Raw genomic sequence first — 24,490 nt, 5'->3', positions numbered from 1 at the left:
CCGGAATATTCGGATTCGGTTTCGTATTCATGGTGTTCGCCGACCAACTCACCGACCAGCCGGAGAACAGGCATATCCCCGACCAGGTCCGGGTGGCCGCCCGGCAACTGCCCGGCGTCGACGATCTGATCGTCGCCGTCGGCGTCGGGGTCGGTGCCGGGGTCGGGGTCGGTGTCGGTGTCGGTGTCGGTGTCGGTGTCGGTGTCGGTGTCGGTTGCTTCCTCACCGGCGTCCGCCGGGCCGGAGTCGACGGCCGTGTCCGGGTCGGGCTGGGCGAACGGATCGGGAATCCGCCCCCCGGCGGCGTCCACCAGATCCCGCAGCCGGTCGTAGCTCACCGCGGGCAGCGGCACCTCGGTGTCGTCGTCGAGGTGGGCGCGGACATAGCCGCGTTTGGGGATGCTCAGGCCGCGCACCTGATCCCAGTCGATATGCCGGGAGGAGAACATCGAGCGCAGATCCAGTCCGGCGGGGGAGACCGTGGTCTGGGTGCGCAGAATCCACACCACCACCGCGATCGGGAAGAGCGCCAGCCAGAACAACCCGGCCGGCCAGCCCACGATCGGGAAGAACACGCACAGCGCCAGGATCACCACGCCCAGGAAAGCCAGCCGTGTCGTGCGGATCACACGCTTCGGGCCCGGCGGCGCCGTATCCCCACCCGTTACCTCCGCGGCGGCGGGGATATGGGACGATTCCGGTGGTGGCACGGACTGATGCGGTGATGACACACCACCATCCTCGCATCATGGTGGACGGGCGTGAGCACCCGCTACCTTCTCACATAATGGGAAGTCAGCGGTCAGCTGTTTGACTCCGCACCACGCGCACACATACCGTCATGCGCGTGAATCGAATCGAGTTGCTCGTAATCGGCCGGCGCGTCCAGCGCTGAGCCAGACGATCCGCATACGTCAGCTCGCACTGCGACGCGCCACCCTCGAACAGCCACCGGCTGTCGGGGGATTTTTTATGTCGGGACAAGTGAACGACAAGCAGTAAGGAACCAAGACGGTGAGCGCACCAACAACCCGGCCCGGGCCCGCGGCCCGCAAGCCCGCGCCCTCGAACCCGCCGGCCCCGGCCGGTGCTCCGACCACCCCGGCGAACCGCCGCCAGGTCCCGCCCGAGCGGGTCACCGGCGCGCAGTCCGTCGTCCGCTCCCTCGAGGAGCTCGGCGTCGACACCGTATTCGGTATTCCGGGCGGTGCGGTCCTTCCTGTCTACGATCCACTCTTCGATTCGACCAAGGTCCGCCATGTGCTCGTGCGTCATGAGCAGGGCGCGGGTCATGCGGCCACCGGGTACGCCCAGGCCACCGGCAAGGTCGGTGTGTGTATGGCCACATCCGGTCCGGGTGCGACCAACCTGGTCACACCGATCGCGGACGCCCAGATGGATTCCGTGCCGATGGTCGCGATCACCGGTCAGGTCGGCCGCAGCCTGATCGGCACCGATGCCTTCCAGGAAGCCGATATCTCCGGCATCACCATGCCGATCACCAAGCACAACTTCCTGATCAAGGAAGGCGTCGATATCCCGCGCATCCTGGCGGAGGCGTTCTACCTGGCCTCCAGCGGCCGTCCCGGCGTGGTGCTGGTGGATATCCCGAAGGATGTGCTGCAGGAGCAGACCACCTTCAGCTGGCCGCCGGAGATGCGGCTGCCCGGCTACCGCCCGGTGACCAAACCGCACGGTAAGCAGGTGCGTGAGGCGGCCCGGCTGATCGCCGAGGCCACCGCGCCCGTGCTCTACGTCGGCGGTGGGGTGATCAAGGCCGAGGCGTCGGCCGAACTGCTGGAGCTGGCCGAACTGACCGGCATCCCCGTGGTCACCACCCTGATGGCGCGGGGCGCGTTCCCCGACAGCCACAAGCTGAATCTCGGTATGCCCGGTATGCACGGCACCGTGGCCGCCGTGGCCGCGCTGCAGAAATCCGATCTGCTGATCACTCTCGGCGCCCGTTTCGACGACCGCGTCACCGGTCAGCTGGATTCCTTCGCCCCCGACGCCAAGGTGATCCACGCCGATATCGACCCCGCCGAGATCGGGAAGAACCGGCACGCCGATGTCCCGATCGTGGGCGACTGCCGCGAGGTCCTCACCGAACTGATCGAAACCCTGCGCGCAGATCCGGCCGGTATCGAACTGGATCTCACCGCCTGGTGGACCTACCTCGACGGTGTCCGCGAGGCCTACCCCCTGGGCTGGACCGCTCCCTCGGACGGCGCGCTCTCGCCCGAGTACGTCATCGAAACCCTGGGCCGTCTCGCCGGTCCGGATGCCATCTACTGCGCGGGCGTCGGCCAGCACCAGATGTGGGCGGCTCAGTTCGTGAAGTACGAGAAACCGCGCACCTGGCTGAACTCCGGCGGCGCCGGGACCATGGGGTACGCCGTGCCCGCCGCCATGGGCGCCAAGATGGGTATGCCCGACCGCGAGGTGTGGGCGGTCGACGGTGACGGCTGCTTCCAGATGACCAACCAGGAGTTGGCAACCTGCGCGGTGGAGGGTGTGCCGATCAAGGTCGCGCTGATCAACAACGGCAACCTGGGCATGGTCCGGCAGTGGCAGACGCTGTTCTACGACCAGCGCTACTCCAATACCGACCTGAAAACCCACGGCCTGCGCATCCCCGATTTCGTGAAACTCGCCGAGGCGCTGGGCTGCCACGGCATCCGGGTGGAGAAGGAAGAGGATGTCGAGGCCGCGATCCGCGAGGCCCAGTCGATCAACGACCGGCCCGTGGTGATCGATTTCATCGTCGGCAAGGACGCCCAGGTGTGGCCGATGGTCGCCGCCGGCACCAGTAACGACGAAATCATGGCCGCCCGTGGTATCCGCCCGCTGTTCGACGAGGACGAGCAGGCCGCCGAACCCGCTGTCATCCACGAAGCCATGACCCGTGAGCAGCACGAGACCGAGGGGAACAGCCCGGCATGAGTACGACCCACACCCTCAGCGTCCTGGTCGAGGACAAGCCGGGCGTGCTGGCCCGCGTGGCCAGCCTGTTCTCCCGCCGCGGATTCAATATCGAATCCCTCGCGGTCGGCGCGACCGAGGTCAAGGACATCTCCCGGATGACCATCGTGGTCACCGTGGACGATCTGCCGCTGGAACAGGTCACCAAACAGCTCAACAAGCTGGTGAACGTCATCAAGATCGTGGAGCAGGATCCGGAGACCTCGGTGGCCCGCGAACTGATCCTGGTGAAGGTCCGCGCCGATGCCAGCGTGCGCACCCAGGTCATCGAATCGGTGAACCTGTTCCGCGCCAAGGTGATCGATGTGTCGCCCGACGCCCTCACCGTCGAAGCGACCGGTACCCGTTCCAAGCTCGACGCCCTGCTGCGGATGCTCGAGCCGTACGGCATCCGCGAGATCGTGCAATCCGGGGTGGTGGCCGTGGGCCGCGGACCCAAATCCATCACCGCCACCCGCTGAACCACGGCCGGGCACACCCCGCGCCCGGCCGTCTTTCACGCCTCGTTTACCGTTTCCCGCGTTTCGCGGGTTCGAATAAGTCAGAAGGGATACCACCAAGTGGCAGTCGAGATGTTCTACGACGACGATGCCGATCTGTCGATCATCCAGGGCCGTAAGGTCGCGGTGATCGGTTACGGCAGCCAGGGGCACGCGCATTCGCTGAGCTTGCGCGATTCCGGTGTCGAGGTGCGCATCGGCCTCAAGGAGGGCTCGAAGTCGCGGGCCAAGGCCGAAGAGGCCGGCCTGACCGTCGGCACCCCGGCCGAGGTTTCGGAGTGGGCCGACGTGATCATGCTGCTGGCCCCCGACACCGCCCAGGCGTCGATCTTCACCAACGACATCGAGCCCAACCTGAAGGACGGCGACGCGCTGTTCTTCGGCCACGGCCTCAACATCCACTTCGGCCTGATCAAGCCGGCCGCCGAAATCACCGTCGGTATGGTCGCCCCCAAGGGCCCCGGCCATCTGGTGCGCCGCCAGTTCGTCGACGGCAAGGGTGTGCCCGCGCTGATCGCCATCGAGCAGGACCCGAAGGGCGAGGGCCAGGCCCTGGCGCTGTCGTATGCGAAGGGCATCGGCGGCACCCGTGCCGGCGTCATCAAGACCACCTTCAAGGAAGAGACCGAAACCGATCTCTTCGGTGAGCAGGCCGTGCTCTGCGGTGGCACCGAGGAACTGGTCAAGACCGGTTTCGAGGTCATGGTCGAGGCCGGCTACGCCCCCGAGATGGCCTACTTCGAGGTGCTGCACGAGCTGAAGCTCATCGTCGACCTCATGTACGAGGGCGGTATCGCCCGGATGAACTACTCGGTCTCCGATACCGCCGAATTCGGTGGCTACCTCTCGGGCCCGCGGGTTATCGACGCCGACACCAAGAAGCGGATGCAGGACATCCTCAAGGACATCCAGGACGGCACCTTCGTCAAGCGCCTGGTCGCCAATGTCGAGGGCGGCAACAAGGAACTCGAGGGCCTGCGCAAGCAGAACGCCGAGCACCCGATCGAGGTCACCGGCAAGAAGCTGCGCGACCTGATGAGCTGGGTCGACCGCCCGATCACCGAAACCGCCTGAGCGGTTTTCGGCACAGCGCCGAAAGGGGCCCTTCCGCGGTTGCGGTAGGGCCCCTTGTTGCTGCGGACGATCGAGCCGCGGTGGCGTAGGTAGGCATGTGTTCGATGCGGGTAGTCATGTATGCCGCTGTCGAGCACGGCAGCGGTCCGCACCGGCGGTGTCTCAGGCTTGCTCGGGACACGAAGACATCAACATTGTGTTGACAACACTGTGTTGATCACGTGTGATGGATCCATGCCTCCCGATGACCGTTCCCATGCGGCCGCTCTCACGGCCTACCGCGCCGTTCTGGGCGCTGCCGGTGGCGACGCCTTGTCCGACCGGCCTTGGCAACATGCCGGACAACCGCCGAGCGACTGCGATCTGGTGCGGCTGGCGGCATGGAAGGCGTCGGACCGGAATGTCGACCCGGAGGTCGTGACCGCCGGCCTGGCGCTGATCGGAGCGGCCCGGTCGGAACTGGACCAGGCCGAGGCGGCCCTACTGTTCGCGGCGAGGGCCGCCGGCGTCACGTTCCAGCAGATCGGGGCGGCGCTCGGGCTGGGATCCGGGCAAGCCGCGCAGCAGCGGATGGCCCGGGTTCTCGCCCGGCTGGAATCGCGGCCGTGACCGCGTTCGTTCCGCTCCGCGAGGCGGACATATCGTGCGGGGCGAAGGCGGCCACGCTGGGGCGGCTGTTACGAGCCGGGTTCGCGGTCCCGGACGGATTCGCCCTGCCCGTCGGTGCAGGCGTCGGCTGGGAGCGTGAACTGACAAGGGTCCTGGAGACGTTGGGCGGGTCGCGCTTCGCAGTGCGGTCGTCGGCGCCGGCCGAGGACGGCAGCGAGGCGTCGTTCGCGGGACAGTTCCGCACGACCCTGAACGTGTCGTCCGATGACGTCGAGTTCCAGGTGCGACGAACCGCTGCCGCGGTCGACGAGGCGCGTACCTACGCTGGTGCCGTCGGCCGGCCGGTTCCTCGGGGCATCGCCGTCATCGTGCAGCGGATGCTGGTACCCGATGCGGCCGGTGTCGCCTTCACCCGCGATCCCATCAGCGGGCGACGGGCCGTCGTCCTCGAGGCCGTTCGTGGTTTGGGTGACCGGCTCGTATCGGGTCAGGCGAGTCCGGAAAGATGGCGGATCGTCCCTGGTGGTGGCCCCAGGCCAGCCGCGACACCCGAGGTTCTCTGCGCCGAGCAGGCGGTCACGGTGGGCCGGGTCGCGATGCGCGCCGAGGAACTCCTCGGTGGCGGCCGGGACCTGGAGTGGGCGCTCACGGGCAGGCAGGTCTGGGTGTTGCAGGCCCGGCCGATCACCTCGGCCCCGCGGAGCGACAGTCCGGCCTGTCTCCCGGATATGAACGCGATGACCGTCGCTTCGGGAACGCCGGCGAGCCCGGGCCGGGCACGGGGCGTTGTACGCATCGTCAGCGGCCTGGACGACTTCGCTCGGTTCGCACCGGGTGAAGTGTTGGTGTGCCGGGCCACGTCACCGGCTTGGACGCCGTTGCTCGCCCGGGCCGCGGCCGTCGTCACCACCCGTGGCGGGGTGCTCGCTCATGCCGCGATCGTCGCCCGGGAATTGCGCATCCCCGCCGTCACCGACGTTACTTCGGCCATGGACCTGCCCGACAACATGCTCGTCGACGTCGACGGCAGCACCGGAACCATCACCACACAGAAGGCCCGATGAACTCATCCGACGTCCGGCGACAGGTCCTCTACGCACTGCGTATCCTCGGCTACGCCGGAACCACGCACGTGAGCGAGCGCGCGGGCGTCCTGTCCGCCGTGGCCGAGGAATTCCTGCGCGAGGCCCACGCGGCCGGGCTGGTGACTTGGAGCCGATTCGAGGACGACGGCGGATGGTCGCTGACCGAAGCGGGTAAGACGCTGGGAGAGAAGCTCCTGGCCGAGGAGTTGGAGAGCGCGGACGCCCGGCCCCTAGCCGAGTCCGTGATGGCCGAGTTCGAGCCACTCAACCGCTTGGTGGTCGACGCGTGCACGCGCTGGCAGCTGACCGAGATGGGCATCACCGAACCACCCACGAGCCTTGCCGATGTCCTCTCGGATCTCTCCCGCGGCAGCGCAGGGTGGGCGGTGCTCGAAAAGCGTCTGGCAAACCGTTTGCCGCGGTACAGCGGCTACCATGAGCGTTTCGATACGGCAGTGGACCGCGCCCGAACGGATCCCGCTTGGCTGACCGCGACCGACCGCGAGTCCGCCCACCGGGTCTGGTTCGAACTGCACGAAGACCTCTTGGCCACTCTCGGCCGTTCCCGATGACGTCGATGGACGCGACCGGCCTGCTCGCCGGCTCAGCTGGACCGACCGCTACGTGCGCGTCGCGGTTTTCGGCCGGGGCTGGTGGTCAGTCCTCGACGCTGAGGGCCTGGCGGTAGGTCAGGCGTCCTTGGGTCTGCATCAGCGAGCGGCGGTAGATCCGTTCCGCGACGACCACGATTCCGTAGGCGGCGGCGGCCATGACGGCGAGGGACAGCACCGGCTCCCACCAGGCGGCCGTGCCTTCGGCGAGGCGGGCAGGCATGCTCACGATGGAGACGATCGGGACATACGACGTGACGGTCTGTGCCGTTCCGGAGGCGAAGATGCCGAGGAACAGCACGATCATGATCAGCATGCTCAGCGGAGTGGACGTGGACTGCAGGTCTTCGTTGCGGGTCGCCAGCGAGCCGGCGACGGCCCACAGGCTGGCCAGGGCCAGGAACCCGACGATGAAGAAGACGATGAACCAGCCGGCCGCACCGGCGATCTGGGTGACCAGCTCCGTGCTGCCCATCACCGCCAGCCCGGCCAGACCCGCGGCGGCGAACAGGACCAGCTGCCCGAACGCCATCAGGGTGTTGCCGACGACCTTGCCGATCAGCAGCTGCCGCAGCGGGATCGCGCTGGCCAGGATCTCGACGATCCGGTTCTGCTTCTCCTCGACCACGCTCTGCGCGATGGACATCCCGAACAGCAGGGAGGCAACGTAGAACAGGAACGCGAACACCACCGTCATGATCTTCGCGAAACCGGGGTCGATCGCGGATTCGTCCAGCACGTCATAGGTCACCTGGCCGCCGCGGCCGAGCTCGTCGAGTGAGACCCCTGCGGCCTCGGCATTGCGTTGTACGGCGAGTTGCCGGGCGGCGGTGCTCACGTAGGTGTTGACGTCGTCGTTCACCGATTCCTTGCCGAGGAGCCGCCACCCGCCGGGAGCGGCCACGAGACCCGCGTCGGCCTCCCCGTCGCGCACCTGTTGTTCGACGGCGGGCAGATCGGCGACCGGGTGGGTCACGAAAGTGACGTTGCTGTCGGCGAGTTCGGCGAGCGCGCCGGCCGCCTGCACCACCGCGCCCGCATCCGCGCCGGTGACCGCGATATCGATCGTCTCGGTGCGCCCGCCCAGGAACCCGCTGACGGCCAGCGACGCGACGATCGCGACGATCGTGATCGCCGTCGAGATCAGGAAGTTGCGGTCGCGCAGCTTGACCATCACCTCACGCTCGGTGACGATTCGCCACACTCCGCGCGGCGCGCTGCCGGCCGCGGTCTCGTCCCGTCCCGGCGCGCTCATGCCGTCACCTCCCGGAAGATCTCGGCGACCGACGGCCGCACCTCGGCGAATTCCTGCACCGAGCCGCGCGCCAGCGCCTCGGTGAGTACCTGGCCGGTGGTCGCACCGGTCAGTTCGAGCAGCACTCCGGCGCCGTCTCGTTCCACCACGCCGACCCCCGCGAACTCGTCCAGCCAGCCGGTATCCGACGCTGTTCGCAGCCGGTACCGTAACGCGCCGGCCTCCCGCAGCTGCGCCGCCGAGCCCTGCGCGACGACCTTTCCGTTCGCGAGGATCACCAGCCGATCACACAGTCGTTCGACCAAATCCAGCTGATGTGAGGAAAACAGCACCGGCACCCCCTGTCCGGCGTATTCGGCCAGCAGGTCCGCCATCGAATCGACCGCGACCGGGTCCAGCCCGGAAAACGGTTCATCCAGCACGAGCACCGTCGGCTGCGTGACCACCGCCGCCGCGATCTGCACCCGCTGCTGATTACCCAGCGACAACGACTCCAGTTTGTCCTTGCCGCGATCCCCGAGCCCGAATCGCTCGAGTAGTTCCGCGGTCCGCCGCCGGCCCTCGGCCGCCGAAAGGCCCCGCAACCGCGCCAGATACACCAGCTGATCGCGGACCGGCTGTTTCGGATACAACCCCCGCTCCTCCGGCATGTATCCGAACGAACGCCGATCGGCGACCGTCACCGGCCGCCCGTCCCAGCGCACCTCGCCGCCGTGGATGGCCAGCACCCCCATGATCATCCGCATGGTCGTGGTCTTGCCCGCGCCGTTGCCGCCGACGAATCCGGTGAGTGCGCCCGGCTGCACACTGAACGACACATCATCGACCGCCGTCTTGTCGCCGAACCGGCGCACCAGATGCGTAACCTCGAGCATCGAACCCTCCCAGTCGGTGGACCGGGCCGACTCTACTGGTTCTCCGCCGTCGGGACAGCCCGGTTTCCCGGCGCGGCAGTGCGTTGCCGAGCCGGCCGCGCCGCCCATGGAATTGGGGTCGTAACAGGGCCTGCGGATCCCGCGAATTCATTGCTGACGACTCCGCGACCCCGAATGGGTAGAGGTCAGGACGCCGAACGGCAGGATTGGGAATCTCATGAAACGTTCTATCGCAACTGTTTTCGCTTGTGCCGCAGTGCTTTTCGCGGCCAGTGGATGTGGTGAAGACACCGAAACGCACACCAATCATGGGACGACCTCCAGTTCGGTTCCGGCGAGTACGGTGGCGCCGTCGAGCGTTGTATCGACCACCCCGGCACCGCAGAGTCCCCCACCGCCCCCCGCTGCCGTCGAACCCCCGCCACCGGCGGAGCCGCCTGTCATGGAACCGCCGCCCGCGGCGCCACCGGCGGACGAACCCGCGCCGCAGCCGCCGCCGGCGCCCGTGCAGACCGCACCCGCTCAGCCGGAGCCGACACTCACTCTCCCCGAATTCGATCCGCGGGCCGGCTACTGAACGACGGGAAAGTCGTAATGCGCACAATTTCTCAACAGTGGGGTGGGGTCGTCGGAGCCGTTGTCGCGGCCGTGCTCACCGTGACCGCCCTGACCGCTCCGGCCGCGGCGGCCCCGGCCGGAAACCAGCCCGAAGGCAAATCGGTTGTAGTACTGGGCGATTCGTTCACCGCCAACTATCCGAAGTTCTTCTCGGCAACCAAAGAGTGCCTACATGCCCCTACGTCCTGGCCGACCCGGCTGAGCGAGCGGATGGGTCTGGCGGGCAGCCCGGATTTCGTGGATGTGTCCTGTAGTGGGTCCACGATCGCCACGGGGGACGGTTGGTGGCTGGTACACGAGGTGGCCGCGGCGGTCGAGCAGCAGGCGTTCGGGCCGCAGACCGAGGTCATCGCCATTCAGAGCGGGATGAACGATGTCTGGTCCCCGACCGGCAAGGTGACGATGATTTCGTCGCTGCGGCGCTGCGTATTCAATTTCGCCGACGGCTGCGGGCCGGAGGCGGTGGACCAGGGCCGGTTCGTCGACTACCGGAATCTCACGGGTGAGGTCTACGCCGACAGCATCCGCGAGGTGGTCACCTATATGCGCTATTACGCGCCGAACGCGCGGATCCTGCTGGTCGGATATCCGGAGTTGTTCCCCGCGGGGCAGGAGCACGTCTGCGTGAACGTACTCGGCGCCGGGCCGGTCGTGCAGCCGAGAGGCCGGGCGGTGACCGAATACCTGGACCGCCTCGACGCCGCGCAACGGGATGCCGCGCAGCTGCTCGGCCTCGAGTTCGTCGGTCTCCGTGCGGCGACCGCGGGCCACGGGCTGTGCTCGGGCGATCCGTGGCTCAACGGTGTCTTCGATCCCGCGGCCGATATCGCCGGGATTCCGTTCCATCCCTCCGCACACGGTGACGCGGTGGCCGCCGAAGTGGTGTACGAGCGGATCCGGCGGTGAGCCTGGCGCCGGCCCGGCCCGCGCCGGAGTTCCTCGATACGGCGGCGGTCCGGCCCGCGTTGCCGTCGCTGACGGGCGCCCGCTGGTGGGCGGCGTTCGCGGTATTCCTGTTGCACGCCCTGGTGTTCCTGCCGGTGTATCCGTTCCAGAAGTCGGAGTTGTTCCGACAGATTCATCAGCTGATGCCGATGCAGCTGGGTGCCGCGGGAGTGACCTTCTTCTTCGTCCTGTCCGGGTTCATCATCTACTGGTCGTTCCGGCCGGGGAGTTCGGTACCGCGGTTCTATTGGCGCCGGGTGCTGAAGATCTATCCGACCCACCTGGTCGCCGCCGTCGCGTTCATTCTGGTGGCGAGTGTCCCGCTGACGCGCCCGGTGGTCTGGGCGCCGAACCTGGCGCTGATCCACACCTGGGTGCCGAAGTGGACCACGGTCGGCGGGCTCAATGTGCCGTCCTGGTCGCTGGCCGCGGAAATACTGTTCTACCTGAGCTTTCCGCTGCTGCTGCCACTGGTGCGCCGGATCCGGGGCGATCGGGTGTGGTGGGTGCTGACGGGATTGCTGGTGGCGATTCTATTGCTGCACACCGCGTACTACCTGTGGCTGCCCGGGCCGAAGGGGATCGCCAATACCTTCGCGCCGCGGCTGCTGCCAGGCGACGTTTCGCCGTACTTCGAAATCCATGCCGCGCCGATCTGGTTCGAGCAGTCGGATATCCCGGTGGCCCTTTCTTATTGGCTCAGCTACAACTTCCCGCTCTCCCGGCTGCCCGAATTCTTCCTCGGCGTACTCGCGGCCCGCCTGGTACTGGAGGGCCGCTGGCGCAATCTCCGGCTGGCGCCGCCGATGATCGCGCTGGCGATCGCCTACGCCGCGACGTGGGCGGTGCCACCGAACTACAAAATGTCGGTGCTGCTGCTCGCGCCGATGACGGCCGTGGTGGCCACCCTGGCCGCCCGCGACCTGGCGGGTATCCGCGGCTTCACCGCCGCTCCGCGAATGGTCTGGCTGGGCAATATCTCCTTCGCCTTTTACCTCATCCAATTCCCGGTCATGGTGCTGATCACCCGCTTCCTCATCGGCGGAAAGCAGTACGGGCCGTGGGGCTGGCTGGGGTTCGCCGGGCTGAGCCTGGTGGTGTCCACCGTGGCGGCCGCGGCCATCTACCACTGGGTCGATGCCCCGCTGATGCGCCGATTCGCCGGTCGCCGCACCGCGGCCCGGGAGAAGCCGGCCGGGTGAGCCGGCGCCGGACGGGAGCCGGGGGCGGGCATGGTCACCCGTGCGGTGCGGCGACCCGGTCCGGCTCGGTGGCGAATTGGCGCGCCCCGAAAACGAACAACAGGGCCAGGAGCCCCAGGATCCCGATGGCCGCGTCGAGGCCGACCGAACTGGTCAGTGCCGCCACCAGTACCCCTTCCAAGGCGATACCCGCGTACGCGATCCGGTTGAGCCGGCCCAAGGCGATTTCCTCGGTTCCGGCGGGCGCGGCGTGGCCCACGGTGGCCGTACAGAACGGGTGCAGGTTCGCCAAGCCGAGCCCCGCCGTGGCGGCGGCGAGCAGGGTGAGCGCGGTGGAAGTGGCACCGGGGAAGAGGACCAGGGTGGCGATTCCGGTCAGCACCAGAACCCCGGATATCCGGACCGCCACCACACGATCCGCCCATCGGCTCACCGGACCGTAGCCGAGCCGGCCCACGCAGATCGCGCCCGCGAAAACCGTCAGGGAAAGACTCGCCGCGGTCAGGGAGCCACCGGAGCCCACCACCACGACGGCGATCCAGTTCATGAGCGTTCCTTCGAGCAGCAGAGCCGAGAAGCTCAGCACGGTCAGCCTGCGCAATCGCGGTGGATAGGCCGCGCGCAGCCGGCTCAGCGGGCTGCCGGACGAAGCGGTCTTCGTGGCTGCAGTGATACCCGCCGGGCCGGCTCCGGGATCGAACGTCCGCAGCAGGACGAAGACGATCACCGTCGCGATCGCTCCCACGGACGCCACCACCGCGAAAGCAGGTGCCAATTCGACCCGCCCGGCGGTCGCGGTCCCGAACGCGGCCCCGAGGACACCGCCGATCGCCTGAAAACCCTCCATCGGCGACAACAGGCCGTTGGGGCGGGTATGCGGCGCGGCATCCATACGAACCTTCTCCAGCTGCACCGCGATCACGTTCTGCCCGATATCGAGCAGGGCATTCGCCGCGCCCGCGATCAAGCCCACCATCGACCACAATCCGGTGCCCGCACCGGCCACCCCGATCCCGAGCAGATAGATTCCGGCGGCGATCGGGGCGGCGCGCCGGGCCGCCGCCCGCCGGACCAGTCCGGGGGCGACGAACATGGTTGCCGTGAGTCCGACGACGAATCCCGTCCGGGCGAATCCCAGCTGTGCGTCGCTCAATCCGTAGGCCGACTGCAGTTCGGGCAGTCTCGATGCCAGTGCCGCGTAACCGAGCCCGTTCAGCAGGAACAGACCCGAAGCGGCCGTATACCAGCGGTACGGTGCGAACATCTCGTCTCCTCAGCGGTGCGTGATCGCCCAGGTGCGGGCTTCCGGATCGAGGAGGGCGGCGAGTTCGCCGGGTGGTCCGTGTTCACCCAGCCGCCGGCAGATCTCCTTCCGGCACCGGTGGGTGACCTCGACCGGCTCGGTGCCCGGCGCGCGAAGACGCAAGGTGAGCAGGTAGACCGTATCCTCGTCACCGACTTCCGCGGCGGCGATCAGTTCGGCGCGCGCCGCGATGCCCGAGGCGTGCAGGGCCGCGGTGTCGTCGAGACGCTGCGCCGGGCTGAACCACGCCGCGAGGCCGATGAACAGCAGCAACAGCGCGGCGAGCGCGGTGAGCGGAACCGCCCACCGGGCTTCCCCGCTCCCGGCCGCGATACCGACCATCGCCGGACCGGTGACGATCAGCAGCGCGGCGAACAACCTCTCCGTGCGCGCCGCCCAAGGGGTGGTCAACTCGACCTCCCGCGGCGGGCCCGGAACTTCCCTGGATCCTGGCACCAGTCGAGCGTAAGGGCGCGCGGCGGAATGGGTCCCGGTTCGGTGGCCGCTATCCGACGGCGACGTGGTGCACACCGTGTGGCAGGGGAATGCGTTGTACCGGGGTGAGTCCGGGCGATTCGGCCGGGCCGACCCGGAAGATCTGCACACCCGGCCCCGGTGCGCCGCCGCCGCGACCCTGGAAAACGGTGGCCAGGAAGTACGCCCCGGTGGGATCGAAGGTTCCGCCTTCGGGGAGAACACCGTCGAGCGGATAGTCGCCGATCTTCGTCAGCGAACCGGTGCCGGCGTCCAAGCGCAGCAGGCTCACCGACGCGGTGTCGTCGTAGCCCGCGCTGTCGGCGGGCAGCGCGGTACCGCGCATGTTCACGGTGGCGATGTACCGGCCGTCGGGGCTGATCGCCAATCCCTCCGCGGATTTGTCCGATTCGACCGCCGCGGTGACCTGGTGTCGCGCGGCGGTATCGAGTTCACCGAGCCGGATCACCCCGACCTTCGATCGGGTGAGCGGTATCCGTTCGGCGAGGTCGGTGCTGTTCAGGTTGCGGCCCCAGTCCGAGGTCACGTAGTACCTGCCGTCCGGTGTGAACCGCCCGACGAAGGGGTCGGCCCCCGTCTCGACCGGCGCACCCCACGGGCGCACGGCCGCGGCCGCCGTGTCGACGGCGAAGAACGCCACCCTGTTCTGCGTGGTGATGTTCACCGCCAGCGCCCGGCCGCTCGGATGCCACTGCACATTGGTGGCGAGGACTCCGCCGCGTGGCCCGGCCGCGGTGCCGGTGATGCCCAGAGCCGCCAGGTCGTAACGCACCGGTTCCCCGAACCCCGCGGCCGTCCACGGAATCACTTGCAGCAGTGCGGCTTCCGGGGTGTTGGAGACCACCGCGATATGTGTGCCCCGCGGATGTATCGCCAGAGCCTCCGGCGAGGGCGCGATGGTGACGGTATCGGTGGTGGTGGGGGCGCCGGACGCCGGGATCGTCACGGCGAAGAGACGATCTCCCGGGGCGAGTTGCTGGGCCCGGGTATCCCCGGGCCGGCGCGGCCGCAGCCGTTCGGTGACGAAGGCGGTGCCGCCGTCGGGGGAGAGGGCGAGCACTTCGGGTGCCGCGGTCACCGAATTGGAGACTTCCAGCTGCTCGGTTTCCACCTCGTCGCCGTGCACGCGAATCGTGCTGAGCAGGTCGCGGTGGCCCGCCGCGGCCGGTGCGAGGATTCCGTCGGCGTAGGTGCTCGCCAGATAGTCGCCGTCGGAAATCGTGACGATACGTTCGATCGCCGGCTCGCTGTCCCGGTCCTGCGCCCCGCAAGCGGTGAGAAACGCGACCGCCAGGCAGGCCGAGATCATTCTTGTTCCGGTCATGGGTCCAGTTTCGGGCCACGGGTGATCGCCGATCAATCGGTATATCGGCGCCTGTGATAACGGAATACGATCACAGCGTGGATCTGCGATCGGTCGAATGCTTTCTGCACGTAGCACAAACCCTGCACTTCGCCCGGGCGGCCGCCGAACTGCATCTGAGTCAGCCCGCGTTGAGCCAGCGCATCCGGACCCTCGAACGCGAGGTCGGCGCCACCCTCCTCGACCGCAACCGCCGCGGCGTCCGCCTCACCGCCGCCGGCGCAGCGTTCCTCGCCCCGGCGCGGGCAACCCTCGCCCACGGGAAACGCGCCGTCGATGTGGCCCAGCGCGCCGAACGCGGATTACACGGCGGTCTTCGCCTCGGCTTCACCGTCGTGGCCTCCTACACCGCGCTACCGCAGGCAGTGCAGGCATTCCGCAGCGAATACCCCGAGGTAGCGGTCGATCTGGCCGAAATGAACTCTCCCGCCGTGGAAGAAGCGCTGGTTCGCGACGATATCGATCTCGGCGTCCTGCACCCGCCGCTGGAACGTCCGCACCTGCGCACCGCGCCGCTGCCGCCGGAACAACTCGTGCTCGCGGTACCGGCCGGTCACCGGCTCGCCGGGCAGCCGAGGATCACCTTCTCCGAGCTGGCCGGCGAACCGCTGCTCACCGCACCCCGCGCGGTGGGACCGGTGCTGTTCGACAAGCTCATCGCATGCTTCCACGCCGCCGGTGCCGAACCGCGCGTTGTCCAGGAGGCCACACCGGTGACGACCTTGGCCGGATTGGTGGCGGCGGGCGCCGGTATCGGCTTCGTCACCCGCGGGGTAGCCCGCGCGACGCGGCCCGGCGTGGTGTTCCGCGAGGTGCCCGGCGCCCCGGCCGTCCCGATGGCAGCCGCCTGGTTACCCGCCGACCCGCCGCCGACCGGCCGGAGGTTTCTCGAGATCCTGCACGAATACCTGCGACCGTACGAAGGGCGGCCGGACCGGCGGCGCGGCGGCCGAGCCCAAGCCGCCGAAACTGTCAGGTGACGTATCAGGTCGGTGTCAGGCCGATATCAGCCGCTGCGGCGACTGTATTCCCATGAGCAACGCAACGAGCACCGAATCGAACATCACCACCTGGACCGGCATGGTGCCGGTCGACGACACCGCACTGGCAGTCACCGACACCGGTGGCGCAGGCCAGACGATTGTCTACCTCAACGGCGCCTACGCCGACCGGTCGCACTGGAAGCGCGTGATCGCCGACCTGGGTCCCGGCTACCGTCACATCACCTTCGACGAACGAGCCCGCGGCAAATCGAAGCAATCCGCCGACTACTCCTTCGAGGCGTGCCTGCGCGATATCGATGCCGTGCTCGCGGCCAGAGGCGTGAACGGGCCGGTCGTCCTGGTGGGCTGGTCCTACGGCGGGGTGCTGAGCTGGCACTGGGCCGACCGCTTCCCGGACCGCGTCCTCGGCGTGGTGACGGTGGACGCCTTTCCCATCGGCCTGACCGGGGAAGAAGGCGCCGAGCGAATCCGCAAGCTGTTCCACAAGATGCGGTTCCTGTTGCCGCTGGCCCGCCCGTTCGGAATGGCCGCGCGGATGAGTGCCGCCGAGCATGCCGAGTGCAATATCGAACTCAACGAGATCGCCGCCGCCAGCGCACCGGTGCTCGAACGAGCGACCCGTCCCGTGCGTTTCGTCCTGGCCACCGGAGACAGCCTCGGCAGTGAGAAGGGCGAGATGGAATCGGGCCGGGCCGTGCTCGACCCGATCCTCGCGCACAACCCGAATGTCACGATCAGCGCGAAGGTGGCCAGCAACCATTCCAAGATCCTGCGTAAGGATTCGCCCGCCGTCGCCGCCGCCATCCGCGACACGGTCGGACGCTAGAGCTACCGCGTAGGCCAGTGGCCCGAATTCCGGGCACAAAGGCGGAAATTCCCGGTTGTCCGGGGTCCCCGGCAGAAGGCCGGCGCGGCCCCGGGCTTGGGCGTGACCGTCGCGTTGGACACGAAAGCCGTTGCCCTGACTACAGTAAACGGTGTGGCACTGGAGTGGCTGGCGGTGGCCGGAACGTTGGGTGGGGCGCTTCTCGGGGCGGGCTCCACAATGATGGTCGAGACCTTGCGCGCGCGGCGGGAGCGAGTGGGCCGTCTCGAGGAGACCCGGCGGCAGGTGTACGTGAAAACGTTGACCGCGCTGACCCAGACCGATACCGCCCTGCAGGCCCTCGCGATCGAAGGCCCGACCCCGCTGGGCCGGGCCGAGGCCACCGCCGCCTTCCGTTCGCACGATCTCGTCGCCACCATCTACGAACTCGAGCTCATCGCACCGGAGCCGGTCAGCGACAGCGCATGGGAGGTCTACCGGCGGCTGCGCGATATCCGCGAGATGCTGATCGCCCGGCCTGTCGTAGTCGAGCGCGCCGGTGCGGGCTCACCGGAGTGGCAAGCAGTCCACAATCCGTTCCTGACCGCGCTGGACGGGCTCCGTGGGGCCATGCGGCAGGCGCCGGGCGGCCGCCGGCGGATAGTCGCCGCGGACGAGACGCCGCGCAGGGTGCCGGCCGCGCAGACAACCCCTGTCGATGCACCGGGAGACCGGACCGCATGACCGGGCGACGTTCTCCGGTTCAGGGGCGTTCGACGTCGGGGATGATGGTCTCCGGCCGATTTCGACACCTTCGTCGACGGACTGCAGATCGTGCCGCTACCACCGGCCGGCTGAGCACCGTCGTTTCACACCGGACGCCCCGGCGTTCTGACCAGGTTGATGGAGCTCATGAATATGGGGCCGCTCGCCAGGCAACGCAAGGTTCAGTCCGTTTCGAGGTTCGAGACCCGGAAACAACGCAGGTGGTGGAGCCGACGCCGTTGGGTATGTGCGCTGCGAAAACACGACACGCGGCGAGATGCGCTGTCCGGCATAGGTTCCGGTGGTACGAGACGGCGGTGGACGGGTCGCGAAGTGTTGCAGAAATACAAGAGCGACAACATAATTGGGTGTGGCCGGTCGATAGTACCGAATCGTTGGAGGAGCACTCGTGGATCCTGCACAATCTCCGCCACCGGTCGATGTCATCACCTCTCTGGACGATCTGCGCGGCGATCTGGCGCGCCGTCATCCGGCGACCACGGCCGGCTCGGACGCGGTCGATCCGGCAATGGTCGCCGCCGATCTGGCAGCTCTCGAACGCGACGGCTATGTCGTCTGGGAGAACCTGCTCACCCTCGACGAATGCGAACAGCTCCGGGGCGCGCTCACCCCGTTCCTCGACCGTTCCGGCCGTAATACCTTCGAGGGGCAGCGGACCCGGCGGGCCTACAACCTGCTCGAAAAAACTCGCGCTTGCGACGCGCTCGTCGAACATCCCCGGGTGCTGGCGCTGCTCGATCGGTTGTTCCTGCCGAATTATCTTCTTTCGCAATTGCAGGCCATCGATATCCTTCCCGGTGAGAACGCGCAGTTACTGCACCACGACGACGGTTTCTATCCGATCCCGCGCCCCCGGCCACCGTTGAGCGCCGCCACGATGTGGGCGATCGATGAGTTCACCGAGATCAACGGCGGCACGGTGGTGTTGCCGGGCAGTCATCGCTGGGGTGCCGAGCGCGGTCCCGCCGCCGCCGACGTCCGGACGGTGGTGCGGATGCCGGCCGGATCCTGTGCGTTCTACCTCGGAACGCTCTGGCACGGCGGCGGTGCGAATCGCAGTACCGGCGCCCGCCTGGGGGTGACCGTGCAGTACTGCGAACCCTGGTTGCGGCCGCAAGAGGCCTACACTCTGGCCACCAGCCGGGATACCGCGCGGGCGGTATCGGAGAACATCCGGCGGATGCTGGGGTACAGCATCCACCCGCCGTTCATGGGTGCGGTCGACGGGATGCACCCCAAACGGCTGCTCGACCCACCGGCGTAACCGGTCTATTCGGACCCCGCCTCGGTACCGTCCACTGTGCGCAGCGCGATGCGATACAGCACCAGGTGCTGCCGTTCGAACTGCCGGATGGACGCCTCCAGATACCGTTCGTAGGCCTCGACGACCCGTGTTCCGGCCAGCTTCTCCGCCTCGGTGCGCCGGGCCCGGAGCCGCTGTAGCCATTCCGCGCAGGTGGTCGCGTAGTCGTGGCGGTCGTTGACCACCGAGCGGATTTCGAACAGCTTCTCCGATGCGTGGGCGAGTTCGGCGAGCCGCGGTGGATCCGATTCCGGGAAGATCTCGTCGGCCAGGAACTGCACATCGGTGATCGAGTTCTGGTCGAGCGGACGGTTGCCTTTGCCGATCGTCTGGACCACCAAGCCGCCGCCGGGACGTAATACAGAGTGGCAGTAGGTGAAGAAAGACCGGTAGGTGGCGGTGCGTTCGCGGCGCGACAGGCCGAACCGCACGAAATGCTCGAGCGCTCCGATGCAGAAGAGGGCGTCGTAGGGGGCGTCGGGCCGATGATCCTGCCAATGTTCCAGCCGCACATCGATGCGGTCCCAGGCCTGGGCGTGGATATGGCGGTACTGGTCGCGACTGAGCGTCAGCCCGGTGACCCGTGTCTGTGGATGCCGGGCGGTGATCGCCCGCATCAGGCTGCCCCAGCCGCAGCCGATATCGAGGATCCGCTCCGGGCCGGTGAGTCCGGCCTGTTCGATCAGGTAGTCGAGTTTGCGCTGCTGCGCGCGATCGAGGTCGTCGCCGTCGGCCCACAGGGCGCACGAGTAGGTCAGGTCCGAGTCGAGCCACAGCCGGTAGAAGTCGGTCCCGATGTCGTAGTGATGTTCGACCGCGTCTGCCGAGGCGCCCTGGTGTGCGCCGGTATTCGATGTCATCAAGACCTCCGAAGTCTCTTTGTGTGCCGGTGGCCTCCGGCAGGGCCTGCCGACCGGGAGGGCCGGTCGATCGATGAGCTCGGGAATCGCCGGCCGAGGTCCGGGCCGCGGGGGATCGATGGGTACAGGACGCGAGAAGCGGTCCGTACGGGTTACTTTCCGCGGTCCGGTGACCCCGGGGCCGGTGCGCGGACCCGTTCGTGCGATGTCCGTGCGTACCGAGGTGCGTAATTCCGGAACGTGTGCTGATCACCGGAGTTCCGAGGGAACAGTGGGGTGGGACTTGCCGGTACGGCAGAAGATCTCTCGACTGGGGGAGGGAACGGATCGGGTCGGCGCCGTGTTCGATTCTACGTGCGTGCCGTGTGGCCCGTCCAGATGCTTGTGTCCCAAACACCTTGCAGGAGAGCGGGTATCGTCAGATCTTCGCTGTCACATCGTGTTGTCGAACATGGACCGGGTCGACCAGGCCCACTCGGTGGCCGGCCGTCGGGCCATGCGAAATTCCTGCCATCGATATCGGCGGCTACGGCTTCTGTTACGACAGCATCGAAGGGGCGGACCCGCGAATGTTCGCAGTGGGAGCGGAGTCGGACACCGTATCCTCGTGTGCCGCCGGTTCTGATCTGAAACGTTGTCCGGTCAGGCGTTTTCGGGGTCGGCGCGAGCCTGCTCGGATAATGTTCAGCACGCATGCGGGAGCGGTTGGTGTCGCGCCGCCGCGCGCGGACCTCCAGGTCCTGTCGCGTGGATCCGCTGCACAAGGGGAACTGTTGATCGAAGGAAGGGATCGTATGTCTCGTATGCGCAGGACCGTGCTGATCGCCGCACTCATCGTTCCGTTGACACTGGGTTCCGCGGTGGGGGAGGCCACCGCGGCCCCGGCCGTGACCCCTTTGCCGATCCCGGTGGTGACCGGCCCGGAAATCGGCCCCGGAGCCGTTCCCGGCGGAGTTCTACAAACGATCTCGGTGGTGGGGACGACAGGTGAACATCCGGGGACGGTCACCTTCTCGGTGCCGGCTCCGGCGCCGTACCACTATCAATACAACTACCGCTGGATCACGGTGCACTGGCGCAATCTGAGCACCGGCGCCGCGGGCAGCGTCGATCTGCGGCACTGGAACAGAACCGGTGCCTCCGGTGACCAGATGTACGCCGCCGCGCTGCCCACCAGCGCATCGGTGGTGACCGGCGCGGGCCCCGTACTGGTCACGGCGACGCACCACCGCGAGCAATACCAGGCTCCGCCGCAATCCACCGCGGTGATCCCCGGAGCGGGAATCGTACTCGCGGCCTGAGCCGGGTTCCGCGCGCGGGTGCGGTCGTGCGGGGACCCTCCGCACCCACGCGCCGCGGACCGAGGCGGCGCTCCTCAGAGCGATTCGGTGTCTGCCGGCCGCCGGTTGTCCGATCGCCACTGGTTTCCCCACTGGCCGGCCCGGGCTTCGGCCTCCCCCTCTCGAAAGGCCATAACCGGATCCTTCTCCCGCCCGGCCGGTGCCAGGCCCAATTGTGGTCGCAGTACACGTTCTGGCGAGTGGGTAAGGCGAGTCTGGACGTGGACACCACGCGCGGACCCGTCTTGTTCCACTACGCCTCGCCGCACACCATCTATCACCGAGGCGCCGCCGGATACGAGCCCCAGCAGCGTCCCGGGCTGTCGGTCGCGCGAGCATGGACGATCGGGTACTGGTCATTGATCGCCGCGGGCCTGCTACTGGCCGTGCTCGCGGTCGTCCTGGGCTGACCAGCTGTTCGTTGCACAGGCAACGAGGGTCTCCACCCGGCCGGTGGTGATCAGATCAGCTCCGCGACCGGTCCTTCGTGTACGGCCCGGTAGATGGTGTTGCGGATCGCGTTGGCCTGTTCCGAGGTGAGCGTGCGGTCGATGGGGCGCAGAACGATTCGCAACAGCAGATTCACCTGACCCGCACGGATTCCGAGGCGCGAACGTGCGGCCTGCGGCAGGTCGTCGTGCGGGGTCCGGCCGAGTACCTCGACCGATTCGACCACGTCCGCATCGTCCCCGAGGGCGGTGCGAATGCGATCGCCGAGCGTCTCCTCGTCCTCCTCTTCCGCCAGAACCACGGAGATATCGCGTCGCGTCGCCGGAAGCGGTGAGACATGCTGCCACGGCGCCAGGGTGAGCATTTGCGACGCGATGCGGGGGTCTTCGGCTCGCAGGTACCGGATGTCGGGGATGGACTTCCGGAGCATCAACGCGCGCTCCAAGCCCATACCCAAGGCCAGGCCCGACCACCGCCGCGGGTCCAGGCCCGATCCACGCAGCACATCGGGATGAATGCGCCCGCACTCCGCGAGTTCCAGCCATTCGCCGTGGTGGAGCACGTCGATCTGACGTCCGCCCACCGTGTACGGGTGCACGACTTCGGTCGCTTTCCACTCGGCACCCGGGAGTACCGCGTCGACCAGAAGTCCGATCATCGTGAGCATATCGGTGTCGTCGGTCGTCGCGGTGCTGCGAATGCGCCAGAGATCCACCTGGTGCGGTTCGCCGACGTGGCTGCGGTCCACCGCATCGCGCCGGTATACAAGACCGGGCACCACGATCAATTCGTCGACATCCGCCCGGCCCGCGTAGTCCTCGAGCGCGCCCGGAACCTCCGCGCTCGTATGACTGCGCAGCATCACCGTTGGACTGAGGTAGCGGGTGTAGCGACGGGCCCGGGTGATATCGCCCCGGTCGTAGCCGAGGCGGTCGTAATTCTCCCGCACCGGCACTATCGGCGAATTGCGCACATAACGAACGGTGCTGCCCCACTCGGTTCGTAACGCGGTCACTGTCGCGTCGAGAAGCATTTGCATTGCATGCCCGCCTTGCGCAGGGTCGGTCAGATCCCGGATATTCAGCGCGCGGGAAAGCTGGTCGGAAGTCAGATAGCCGGCATACGACATGAGAAGGTCTCCGAAAGGGTTGCAGGTTCGGCGAAGGAAGGGAATTCCCCCGGCCGTGCCTGCGGAGACCCGGTGCTATCGGCGCACGTCGAAGACCCCGCGGCCGTATCCCGGCCGGGGGCGACGAAATCGCTGCTGCCAACGCACGGCACCAGAATACCTGCCACGCCCTCCCTCGGCCCGCCCTCGTTCCACGCAGTGAGGTCGAACAGCGCCGGAGGTCGCGCGATCCGTATCGGGAATGCCGGTGTCAGGCAACTTCTGGCGGGCAAGAACCAGCGGTTTCATCCGGCGGCCCCAGCCGGGCGATATGTCGCGCAACGAGATCCGCCGGAACCACCGACCCGGAACCGGGCCGGATTCCCCCGCGCCGCGTCGCGGCCATCCACGCGAACGGGACGTCCCTCGGCGATTCCGACCGCGGTCGGTGCGGTCGGGTTGCCGAAGGTCGCTGGTGCGCGGCACACGGCCGCGGTGGCGGTGTGATGCCCGATCGTAGGACAGGTGTCGGTGGGCCGGAGCTCCGGCGGCCTCAGTTGTCTGCGGCAACCCGGCGAATGAACGCATCCCATTCACGCGCCGCGAAAACGAGTGCGGGACCGGACACGTTCTTCGAGTCACGAACACCGACTACGTCGTCGTGGTGCGCGACTTCCACGCAATCTCCGCTGGGCTGGCTGTAGCTGCTCTTGAACCAACTTGCGCCGGTCAGGTCCCTGGTCACGCGGCATACTCCTCTGCGATCTCCTGCATGAGACGCTCACTGTCGTCTGCGCTCAACGCTACCCCGTGAAGATCGACGGAAGCCTGCTTGTGGCGTTCGATTGAGCTCGGATCCTCCATGAACAGTGCGCCTGTGAAACCTTCTACGAAGACTACTGGCGGTTCGGGTGCACGACCCTCGCGCAGGGCAGGGAACTCGAACAAGGTAAACGACTGAACGATCAACCCGGGGTGTCCGCCGACGCCGAATGGGATCATCCGGATTGATACGTTCGGAAGCCTTCCCAGGTCGACCAGGCGCCGGATCTGACCCTCCATTACCTGTCGTCCGCCCACCTGATGCCGCAACACTGCTTCCGACAGCAGGACATCTACCGCAAACCCGCGGCTGTCGGTGATTCTGCGCTGCCTCCTCGCCATCAGCTCCAGCCGTCGATCGATGTCCACCTGCGATATCCCTGGGTTTTCTGTCAGGACCAGCCACCGGCGATATTCCGCGGTCTGCAACAGTCCGGGCAATAAAGTCAGCTGGAAGGCAGTCATTCGGGAACACGCCTGTTCGAGGCTCATGAAGTGATCGAAGTGGGGATTCACCACATCGGAGTACGCACGCCACCATCCTCGTGACGGATCTCCCTTCGCTGCCTTTACTTCTTGGAGCAGGCCCAGAACCTCGTCGCGTACCTCGTCATCGGCCCCGTAGAAGTCCAGCAGATCCCGGAACTGCGCGGTACTGATCCGAACCGGCTGCCCCTCCTCCAGGCGCCCGATGCCCTGCTTGGACACCTCGATGGCCAGCCCCGCGGCCAACTGACTCTTCTTCGATTCGAACCGCAGCTCCCGCAATCGCCGCCCCAATGCGCGCCGCGGAAGTGTCGATCCAATAGCCATGCCCACCCTCGCTATCTCGTCGCGGTCCAGAACGGACCTATGTTTTCTGGACCTACCCATACTGGACCGCCGACGATATCCGTGAATCGGTTCGAATGGGCTTCTCAGCGAGCAACTTTCGATGTCTACTATAGCCACCCGCTGACCGGAAGCTCGGATTACTGCCGAGCGCAATTGCTTTCATCGCAAACCGTGAGAACACTGCCGGATTTCGGCCCACCGTGCCACCGGCAGTAACACTCGTGCCCGGTTAACGGGCCCAGCCCGCTATTCCGAAAGGGT

Annotated in this window: 25 protein-coding genes; 15 read left to right on the top strand and 10 right to left on the bottom strand. The window is 67.4% G+C overall.

Annotated elements, in window-relative coordinates; genetic code table 11:
• Positions 1 to 731: PH domain-containing protein (locus QH276_RS07175; protein ID WP_280406670.1), on the bottom strand; the 731-nt coding region annotated here is incomplete at its 3' end.
• 283 nt (positions 732 to 1,014) lie between these two features.
• On the opposite strand from QH276_RS07175, the gene QH276_RS07170 reads away from it, so the two are divergent.
• From QH276_RS07170 to QH276_RS07145, 6 genes are all read left to right on the top strand, one after another.
• Complete coding sequence (locus QH276_RS07170) at positions 1,015 to 2,943, top strand: acetolactate synthase large subunit (RefSeq protein ID WP_280402454.1); 1,929 nt, start codon at positions 1,015 to 1,017, stop codon at positions 2,941 to 2,943.
• Positions 2,940 to 3,443 (top strand): acetolactate synthase small subunit, encoded by a 504-nt coding sequence (ilvN, locus tag QH276_RS07165; RefSeq protein ID WP_033241275.1) that lies wholly within the window; start codon positions 2,940 to 2,942, stop codon positions 3,441 to 3,443. Before QH276_RS07170 ends, ilvN begins: the two co-directional genes overlap by 4 nt.
• Positions 3,444 to 3,554: 111 nt before the next feature.
• Positions 3,555 to 4,556, top strand: a complete 1,002-nt coding sequence (gene ilvC / locus QH276_RS07160) for a ketol-acid reductoisomerase (RefSeq protein ID WP_280402457.1) — start codon at positions 3,555 to 3,557, stop codon at positions 4,554 to 4,556.
• 234 nt (positions 4,557 to 4,790) lie between these two features.
• The gene (locus QH276_RS07155) at positions 4,791 to 5,165 is read left to right on the top strand and encodes a hypothetical protein (RefSeq protein WP_280402453.1); all 375 of its coding nucleotides are present in this window, start codon (positions 4,791 to 4,793) and stop codon (positions 5,163 to 5,165) included.
• Positions 5,162 to 6,229 carry a PEP/pyruvate-binding domain-containing protein gene (locus tag QH276_RS07150; RefSeq protein WP_280402452.1) on the top strand — a complete coding sequence of 356 codons (1,068 nt, stop codon included), beginning with the start codon at positions 5,162 to 5,164 and terminating at the stop codon, positions 6,227 to 6,229. Before QH276_RS07155 ends, QH276_RS07150 begins: the two co-directional genes overlap by 4 nt.
• Complete coding sequence (locus QH276_RS07145; RefSeq protein WP_280402451.1) at positions 6,226 to 6,822, top strand: hypothetical protein; 597 nt, start codon at positions 6,226 to 6,228, stop codon at positions 6,820 to 6,822. The genes QH276_RS07150 and QH276_RS07145 overlap by 4 nt, the downstream gene beginning before the upstream one ends.
• Positions 6,823 to 6,907: 85 nt before the next feature.
• Here the strand turns inward: QH276_RS07145 and QH276_RS07140 are convergent, their stop codons facing one another.
• Both QH276_RS07140 and QH276_RS07135 read right to left on the bottom strand, forming a co-directional pair.
• A complete protein-coding gene (locus QH276_RS07140; protein WP_280402450.1) occupies positions 6,908 to 8,116 on the bottom strand; it encodes an ABC transporter permease in 1,209 nt (402 codons plus the stop codon).
• Complete coding sequence (locus QH276_RS07135; RefSeq protein WP_280402449.1) at positions 8,113 to 8,991, bottom strand: ABC transporter ATP-binding protein; 879 nt, start codon at positions 8,989 to 8,991, stop codon at positions 8,113 to 8,115. Before QH276_RS07135 ends, QH276_RS07140 begins: the two co-directional genes overlap by 4 nt.
• Positions 8,992 to 9,433: 442 nt before the next feature.
• Between QH276_RS07135 and QH276_RS07130 the strand changes: the two genes are divergently transcribed.
• The 3 genes from QH276_RS07130 to QH276_RS07120 are packed head-to-tail and all read left to right on the top strand — an operon-like array spanning position 9,434 to position 11,756.
• A complete protein-coding gene (locus QH276_RS07130; RefSeq protein ID WP_280402448.1) occupies positions 9,434 to 9,568 on the top strand; it encodes a hypothetical protein in 135 nt (44 codons plus the stop codon).
• A 17-nt stretch (positions 9,569 to 9,585) separates the two neighbouring features.
• On the top strand, positions 9,586 to 10,515 hold the full coding sequence (locus tag QH276_RS07125; RefSeq protein ID WP_280402447.1) for an SGNH/GDSL hydrolase family protein: 930 nt from the start codon (positions 9,586 to 9,588) through the stop codon (positions 10,513 to 10,515).
• Positions 10,512 to 11,756 (top strand): acyltransferase family protein, encoded by a 1,245-nt coding sequence (locus QH276_RS07120; RefSeq protein WP_280402446.1) that lies wholly within the window; start codon positions 10,512 to 10,514, stop codon positions 11,754 to 11,756. The genes QH276_RS07125 and QH276_RS07120 overlap by 4 nt, the downstream gene beginning before the upstream one ends.
• A gap of 34 nt (positions 11,757 to 11,790) precedes the next feature.
• Here the strand turns inward: QH276_RS07120 and QH276_RS07115 are convergent, their stop codons facing one another.
• The 3 genes from QH276_RS07115 to QH276_RS07105 are packed head-to-tail and all read right to left on the bottom strand — an operon-like array spanning position 11,791 to position 14,878.
• A complete protein-coding gene (locus tag QH276_RS07115) occupies positions 11,791 to 13,020 on the bottom strand; it encodes an MFS transporter (RefSeq protein WP_280402445.1) in 1,230 nt (409 codons plus the stop codon).
• 9 nt (positions 13,021 to 13,029) lie between these two features.
• Complete coding sequence (locus QH276_RS07110) at positions 13,030 to 13,515, bottom strand: hypothetical protein (RefSeq protein WP_280402444.1); 486 nt, start codon at positions 13,513 to 13,515, stop codon at positions 13,030 to 13,032.
• Between the two features lie 49 nt (positions 13,516 to 13,564).
• Complete coding sequence (locus QH276_RS07105) at positions 13,565 to 14,878, bottom strand: lactonase family protein (RefSeq protein WP_280402443.1); 1,314 nt, start codon at positions 14,876 to 14,878, stop codon at positions 13,565 to 13,567.
• A gap of 77 nt (positions 14,879 to 14,955) precedes the next feature.
• Here QH276_RS07105 and QH276_RS07100 point away from each other — a divergent pair, with 77 nt between their 5' ends.
• From QH276_RS07100 to QH276_RS07085, 4 genes are all read left to right on the top strand, one after another.
• Complete coding sequence (locus QH276_RS07100; RefSeq protein WP_280402442.1) at positions 14,956 to 15,897, top strand: LysR family transcriptional regulator; 942 nt, start codon at positions 14,956 to 14,958, stop codon at positions 15,895 to 15,897.
• Between the two features lie 52 nt (positions 15,898 to 15,949).
• Complete coding sequence (locus QH276_RS07095) at positions 15,950 to 16,747, top strand: alpha/beta fold hydrolase (protein WP_280402441.1); 798 nt, start codon at positions 15,950 to 15,952, stop codon at positions 16,745 to 16,747.
• 153 nt (positions 16,748 to 16,900) lie between these two features.
• Positions 16,901 to 17,470, top strand: a complete 570-nt coding sequence (locus QH276_RS07090; protein ID WP_280402440.1) for a hypothetical protein — start codon at positions 16,901 to 16,903, stop codon at positions 17,468 to 17,470.
• 430 nt (positions 17,471 to 17,900) lie between these two features.
• Positions 17,901 to 18,776 (top strand): phytanoyl-CoA dioxygenase family protein, encoded by an 876-nt coding sequence (locus QH276_RS07085; protein ID WP_280402439.1) that lies wholly within the window; start codon positions 17,901 to 17,903, stop codon positions 18,774 to 18,776.
• Between the two features lie 5 nt (positions 18,777 to 18,781).
• Here the strand turns inward: QH276_RS07085 and QH276_RS07080 are convergent, their stop codons facing one another.
• A complete protein-coding gene (locus tag QH276_RS07080; RefSeq protein ID WP_280402438.1) occupies positions 18,782 to 19,675 on the bottom strand; it encodes a class I SAM-dependent methyltransferase in 894 nt (297 codons plus the stop codon).
• 794 nt (positions 19,676 to 20,469) lie between these two features.
• Between QH276_RS07080 and QH276_RS07075 the strand changes: the two genes are divergently transcribed.
• Both QH276_RS07075 and QH276_RS07070 read left to right on the top strand, forming a co-directional pair.
• On the top strand, positions 20,470 to 20,976 hold the full coding sequence (locus QH276_RS07075) for a hypothetical protein (RefSeq protein ID WP_280402437.1): 507 nt from the start codon (positions 20,470 to 20,472) through the stop codon (positions 20,974 to 20,976).
• Between the two features lie 239 nt (positions 20,977 to 21,215).
• Positions 21,216 to 21,425 carry a hypothetical protein gene (locus tag QH276_RS07070; RefSeq protein ID WP_280402436.1) on the top strand — a complete coding sequence of 70 codons (210 nt, stop codon included), beginning with the start codon at positions 21,216 to 21,218 and terminating at the stop codon, positions 21,423 to 21,425.
• A 50-nt stretch (positions 21,426 to 21,475) separates the two neighbouring features.
• On the opposite strand, the gene QH276_RS07065 is transcribed toward QH276_RS07070, so the two are convergent.
• From QH276_RS07065 to QH276_RS07055, 3 genes are all read right to left on the bottom strand, one after another.
• A complete protein-coding gene (locus tag QH276_RS07065; protein WP_280402435.1) occupies positions 21,476 to 22,594 on the bottom strand; it encodes a hypothetical protein in 1,119 nt (372 codons plus the stop codon).
• A gap of 532 nt (positions 22,595 to 23,126) precedes the next feature.
• Positions 23,127 to 23,318, bottom strand: a complete 192-nt coding sequence (locus tag QH276_RS07060; RefSeq protein WP_280402434.1) for a DUF397 domain-containing protein — start codon at positions 23,316 to 23,318, stop codon at positions 23,127 to 23,129.
• Entirely contained in the window at positions 23,315 to 24,208 is an 894-nt protein-coding gene (locus QH276_RS07055; protein WP_280402433.1) for a helix-turn-helix domain-containing protein, read from the bottom strand. Before QH276_RS07055 ends, QH276_RS07060 begins: the two co-directional genes overlap by 4 nt.
• Between the last annotated feature and the right edge of the window lie 282 nt (positions 24,209 to 24,490).

Source organism: Nocardia carnea, from assembly GCF_029869215.1.
GTDB classification, from domain to species: domain Bacteria; phylum Actinomycetota; class Actinomycetes; order Mycobacteriales; family Mycobacteriaceae; genus Nocardia; species Nocardia carnea_B.
The sequence above is the reverse complement of the archived record's forward strand: the minus strand, read 5'-3'. Positions and strand labels throughout refer to the sequence as shown.